Origin of the sequence: Cytobacillus horneckiae (genome assembly GCF_002835735.1) — a bacterium.
In the GTDB taxonomy this organism is placed as follows: Bacteria; Bacillota; Bacilli; order Bacillales; family Cytobacillaceae; genus Cytobacillus; species Cytobacillus horneckiae.
In genome coordinates, this window is the sequence record NZ_PISD01000029.1 from 1 (window position 1) to 5,759 (window position 5,759).

At 38.7% G+C, this 5,759-nt stretch carries 6 protein-coding genes; all 6 read left to right on the forward strand.

Features of this window, described 5'->3' with window-relative positions:
- Positions 1-164 precede the first annotated feature (164 nt).
- Positions 165-932: a transporter substrate-binding domain-containing protein gene (locus CWS20_RS13420; protein WP_066193467.1), complete on the forward strand. Its 768-nt coding sequence runs from the start codon at positions 165-167 to the stop codon at positions 930-932.
- 57 nt (positions 933-989) lie between these two features.
- Complete coding sequence (locus tag CWS20_RS13425; RefSeq protein ID WP_066193469.1) at positions 990-1,646, forward strand: amino acid ABC transporter permease; 657 nt, start codon at positions 990-992, stop codon at positions 1,644-1,646.
- Complete coding sequence (locus tag CWS20_RS13430; RefSeq protein ID WP_066193470.1) at positions 1,643-2,365, forward strand: amino acid ABC transporter ATP-binding protein; 723 nt, start codon at positions 1,643-1,645, stop codon at positions 2,363-2,365. Before CWS20_RS13425 ends, CWS20_RS13430 begins: the two co-directional genes overlap by 4 nt.
- Positions 2,366-2,483: 118 nt before the next feature.
- On the forward strand, positions 2,484-3,491 hold the full coding sequence (locus tag CWS20_RS13435; protein ID WP_066193471.1) for a hydroxyacid dehydrogenase: 1,008 nt from the start codon (positions 2,484-2,486) through the stop codon (positions 3,489-3,491).
- Position 3,492: 1 nt separating this feature from the next.
- A complete protein-coding gene (dapA, locus tag CWS20_RS13440) occupies positions 3,493-4,380 on the forward strand; it encodes a 4-hydroxy-tetrahydrodipicolinate synthase (protein ID WP_066193473.1) in 888 nt (295 codons plus the stop codon).
- A 24-nt stretch (positions 4,381-4,404) separates the two neighbouring features.
- A partial coding sequence (pruA, locus tag CWS20_RS13445; RefSeq protein ID WP_101226323.1) for an L-glutamate gamma-semialdehyde dehydrogenase occupies positions 4,405-5,759 on the forward strand: 1,355 nt, incomplete at its 3' end.

Here is a 5,759-nt window from a genome sequence, read left to right on the forward strand (position 1 = left end):
TTCTTTTAAATAGACATCTTTGTTTGTACAAAAAATAATACTTAGTATTATAAGTTGTTGACAATTTATAGTGTTATCATTTAATATTTAATTATTCAATTTTATCAGAAAAATAATATTCTGATAAGTTTTTATAGATAAGGCGGAGAGAGGGGGAATTGGTAATGAAAAAATTAATAGCATTTATAAGTTTAATAGGAATCGTATGTCTTACCCTTGCAGGTTGCAGCAGCGATGAGGGGATGGCAAGCGAGTCGAGCGGGGGGAAATTAAGTGTTGCGGCTTTAAATAATTACCCGCCATTGATTTTTAAACAAAATGGGCAACTGACTGGATTCGAATACGATATTCTACAAGCGATAAGCAAAGAGGCCGGACAGGAGTTTGAATATAAGGAGATGAAATTTGACGGATTTATCCCTGGACTTCAATCAAACCAAGTGGATATTGCTTCATCATTATTAATTCGTGAAGAACGCAAAGAAGTAGTAGATTTCTCAGATGTTTTCTTTGAGTCAGGTCTTGTGCTAGTTGTGCCAGTTGATAGTGATATTAAGCGCTTTCAAGATTTGAAAGGCAAGACAATCGTTGCCACTCAAGGGTCAACAACTTTAGAAAAAGCGAAAGAACTTGCTGAAGAATACGGCGGGGAGGCAAAGCCGCTAAAAGAAACCGATGCGCTATTTTTAGATGTGGAAAATGGAAATTCACATGCGCTTGTTCTCAACTCACCTACTGTTGATTATAGACTAATGCAGGATGGAGAAAATACGAAGTTTAAAATAGTAGGGGAGCATATCACAGTAGATGAGCATGCCTTCGCAGTAAAAAAGGGAAATGAAGAGCTATTGAAGGAAATAAACGAAGGTTTAAAAGCCATTAAAGAGAATGGTGAATATGATCGAATTTTTAATGAATGGTTTAGCAAGTAGTCATTAGCAATATTAGGAAAGATTTATTTTATATCTTGAAAAGAAATGAGGTATTGTATGGGAGCAACAGTAGACGTAATAAAAGAAGCATTTCCATACCTCTTGCAAGGTTTGTACATGACGATTGTCATTTCTGTCGTTTCAATCATTATTTCTCTCGTAATCGGATTAATCGCCTGTTTTATGAGAATGTCAAAATATGCAATCTTGCGCTATCCAGCAGCCATCTATGTAAATTTAATAAGGGGCACCCCAATATTAATCCAAATCTTGTTTATTTATTTTGGCGCTCCTTCTGTACTTGATATTCAATTATCAGCTTTTACTGCTGGTCTGATTGCGATCAGTCTAAATATTGGCGCTTATAATACGGAAATTTTTCGCGGTGGTATTGAATCAATTAGCAAAGGGCAAATGGAGGCTGGAAGATCATTGGGCTTTACTTATGCCCAAACAATGGGTTACATTGTATTGCCTCAAGCTGTCAGGAGGATGATTCCTTCATTTGTAAATCAGCTTACCCATGCAATCAAAGACACATCCATGCTTTCAGTCATAGGAATTGCAGAGTTAACGATGGTTGGTCAGTCTATTTATGCCATGAACTTTAAGTCTTTTGAAATTTTATCAATGGTCGCGATCATGTATTTTGTTACCATTTATACTGTGTCTCTTATATCTACTAGATTGGAGCGGAGGTTCGTTATATCATGATTGAAGTAAAGAATCTTACTAAATCATATGGTGAAATAAACGTATTAAAGGAAATCAGCACGACAATTGCTCCACAGGAAGTAGTTTGCATTATTGGTTCATCAGGCTCTGGAAAAAGCACTTTTTTAAGATGTTTAAATCTACTTGAAGAACCAACTGGCGGAGAAATTATAGTAGAGGATAAGAATATAACCGATAAAAATACAAACATCAATAAATTGAGGCAGCAAATGGGAATGGTTTTTCAGCAGTTCAATCTATTTCCGCAAAAAACGGTGATGGAAAACATTACGCTAGCACCAGTTAAATTAAAGAAAAAAACAAAAAAACAAGCGAAAGTGATGGCATTAGAACTTTTAAAAAAGGTAGGTTTGTCCGATAAAGCAGATGCTTATCCAGCAAACTTATCTGGCGGGCAGCAGCAAAGGGTCGCAATCGCTAGAGCACTTGCAATGGAACCACATGTTATGCTGTTTGATGAACCAACCTCTGCATTAGATCCAGAAATGGTTGGAGAGGTTCTCAGAGTAATGAAACAGCTGGCTAAAGAAGGAATGACAATGGTTATCGTTACTCATGAAATGGGCTTTGCCCGTGAAGTAGCAGACCGAGTGATTTATATAGATGGCGGCAGAATCATAGAAGAAGGCAAGCCGCAAGATTTATTTTCCAACCCTTCACATGAAAGGACGAAAGCTTTTTTATCGAAAATTCTTTAACGTATATACCGCCTTTCGTTTTTCAGTAATTTGCAGAAAAACGAGGGCATTCACTGATTATATTTTTTTAAACTAACTTAGTATACTAAGTATTATAATAAGAAAGGTTTGAACCGCCATGACTAATACAGTCCTGCTAATTGAACCGACAATCAGGCCAAATGGTGTCCAATATTTATCAGATCACTTCAATGTAATATTGGCTCCTTTCGGACAAGAAGCAACGATCATTGAATATTTAAACAAGTTTGCGGCAGATGCTTTGATTGTCAGAACAGAAAAGGTAACAAAAAAAATATTTGAAAGCTGTCCAACATTAAAAGTAGTCGGAATGCATGGAGTGGGGCTGGATAATATTGATGTTGTAAGTGCAACTGAAAATGGAGTGCTTGTATTGAATGCTCCCTTCAGCAACTATACATCTGTAGCAGAACATTCAATGATGTATATACTCGCTCTTAGCAGAAATTTACTTGTCAGTGATAAAAAGGTCAGAACAAGTGAATGGAGTTACAGAGATCAATTCTTCCCTATGGAAATTAATGCGAAGAACCTGCTGATTGTAGGAATGGGGAAAATTGGGCAAGATTTAGCAAAAAAAGCGAAAGTCTTTAACTTGAATGTCTATGGATTTGATCCATTTTTGTCTGAGTCAGAGATGAGGCTGCACGGTGTAACAAAGGCAGAGTCCTTAATTGATATTTTGCCGTTATGTGATTTTATATCACTGCATGCACCATTGACAAAGGGGACCTATCACATGTTTGCTGCTGAACAATTTGAAAGGATGAAGAGCTCAGCATTTATCATCAACTTAGGTAGAGGATCATTAATAAATGAAGCATCCTTATATGATGCGCTTGTCCACAACAAAATTGGGGGAGCGGCACTCGATGTTTTGGAAGAAGAGCCTCCCAATCTTCATCACCCTTTGTTTAATTTGGATAATGTTATTTTTACACCTCATTTTGGCGGAGATACATTAGAAGCGAAGGACAGATGCTCAGAATCAATCTCTTTGGAAGTTGGCCGATCACTAAAAGGGCAAATATCTAGAAATCTTGTTAACCCCAAAGCATTAGGGGATGCAAGAGTCAATCAATCTATTAAAAAAGGGGTAAATTAAAATGAAGTATGAAGGAATAATGACAGCGTTAGTAACACCTATTGATGAAAATAACTCAGTTGATAAAGAAGCTTTTGCACAAATCATTGAAGACCAAGTAAAAAATGGCATACACTCTTTGCTTGTGTTGGGAGGTACAGGTGAATATACAGCATTAAGCATGGAACAGAGGAAAATAGCAATCGACGTAGCTATGCAGGTCAATAAAGGAAGAGTTCCTGTAGTTGTTGGACTGCTTTCTCCTGGCTTAGGAGATAATATTGAGCTAGGTAAATATGCGAAAAGCGCAGGTGCCGATTCAGTTATGGTCGTAACGCCATTTTATGTGAACCCAACGAATGACGGCTTCTTAAGTTACTATGAAGCGATCGATCAAGCTTTGGATATGCCAATCATTTTATATAATATTCCATATAAGACGGGGATTCATATGACAAATGATGTGGTTGAGAGAATCGTAGACAAGATCACAAACATCACTGCCATGAAGGTCTGCTCAGATAATATGGGTGATGTTTTAGAATTATTACAACTTGTAGGAGATCGTATCTCCGTATTATGCGGAGAAGATTACCGCGCAGTGTCTTCTTTTATAAGCGGCGCACCAGGGGCCATTACGGCAAGCTCTAACCTTATCCCAGACGTCTGGGTTAAAATATATAATTTGGTTCAGCAAAAAGAATACGACAAAGCTGTCGCTCTGCATAAAGAATTCTTCCCTCTAATGAAGGCTCTTTATAGAGAAGGAAATCCAGGACCGTTAAAGGCGGCGCTAGAAATGATCGGATTGCCTACTGGTCGAGTGTCAGTCCCATTATTAGAAGCCTCCGATGGAGTAAAAAAAGAATTAAAAAATAAGTTGAGTGAGTTAATTGTGCCAGTAAGATAAACAGAGAATGGAGGGGTAAAACTAGTGGTGAATCAATATAAGCACGAACCATTTACAGACTTTTCAATCATGGAAAATAAAGATGCGTATTTAAAAGGTCTAGAAACTGTTAAGGGCTACCTTGGGCAGGATTATGACCTATTGATTGGCGGAGAACGCATTTCAACAGAAGAAAAAATTGTTTCCGTTAATCCTGCAAATAAAGAAGAGATCGTTGGACGAGTGTCTAAAGCAACGCGTGACCATGCTGAACAAGCCATGCAAGCAGCTGTTGAAGCCTTCAAAAAGTGGAGAAAAGTAAAACCTGAAACTCGTGCGGATGTGCTTTTCAAAGCGGCTGCAATTATCCGTCGCCGCAAGCATGAATTCTCTGCATTAATGACAAAAGAAGCAGGGAAGCCTTGGAATGAAGCAGATGCAGATACGGCTGAAGCAATTGATTTCCTAGAATACTATGCTCGTCAAATCCTTGAAATCAAAGACGGTGTAAAAGTAAACAGCCGTCCGAATGAATATAACCGCTATGACTATATTCCATTAGGCGTTGGCGTTATTATCTCTCCTTGGAACTTCCCGTTTGCAATTATGGCGGGAACAACTGTTGCGGCGATTGTTGCCGGAAACACTGTCCTATTGAAACCAGCTTCTACTACTCCGATTGTTGCGGCAAAATTCGTAGAAGTGCTGGAAGAAGCAGGCCTTCCAAAAGGCGTATTGAACTTCTTGCCTGGAAGCGGTGCAGAAGTGGGTGACTACTTAGTTGATCATAAAGATACGCGCTTCATCTCATTCACTGGTTCACGCGATGTCGGGCTCCGCATTAATGAGCGCGCTTCTAAATTAAACGAAGGTCAAATCTGGATCAAGCGTGTTATCGCTGAAATGGGCGGTAAGGATACAATCGTTGTTGATAAAGATGCAGACCTTGAACTAGCAGCACAATCGATCGTTGCATCTGCATTTGGCTTCTCTGGTCAAAAATGCTCTGCATGTTCACGTGCAGTAATCGTAGAAGATGTGTACGATCAAGTATTAAACCGTGTAGTAGAAATCACAAAAGAGAAAAAAGCTGGTAATCCAGAAGATACTAGCAACTACACTGGACCAGTTATCGATCAAGCTGCATTTGATAAAATCATGAGCTACATCGAAATTGGTAAAGAAGAAGGCAAATTGATGGCAGGCGGCGAAGGCGACAACTCTAAAGGCTTCTTCATCCAGCCAACAATTTTTGCGGATCTTACACCTGAAGCACGCATCATGAAAGAAGAAATCTTCGGACCAGTTGTCGGCTTCACAAAAGCAAAAGACTTCGACGATGCAATTGAAATTGCAAACAACACTGAATACGGCTTAACTGGCGCTGTTATCACAAACAA

Bases quoted from the DNA above. Each gene is read 5' to 3' on its own strand.
- CWS20_RS13420 (WP_066193467.1), top strand. From the start codon at position 165: ATGAAAAAATTAATAGCATTTATAAGTTTAATAGGAATCGTATGTCTT.
- CWS20_RS13425 (WP_066193469.1), top strand. From the start codon at position 990: ATGGGAGCAACAGTAGACGTAATAAAAGAAGCATTTCCATACCTCTTG.
- CWS20_RS13430 (WP_066193470.1), top strand. From the start codon at position 1,643: ATGATTGAAGTAAAGAATCTTACTAAATCATATGGTGAAATAAACGTA.
- CWS20_RS13435 (WP_066193471.1), top strand. From the start codon at position 2,484: ATGACTAATACAGTCCTGCTAATTGAACCGACAATCAGGCCAAATGGT.
- dapA (WP_066193473.1), top strand. From the start codon at position 3,493: ATGAAGTATGAAGGAATAATGACAGCGTTAGTAACACCTATTGATGAA.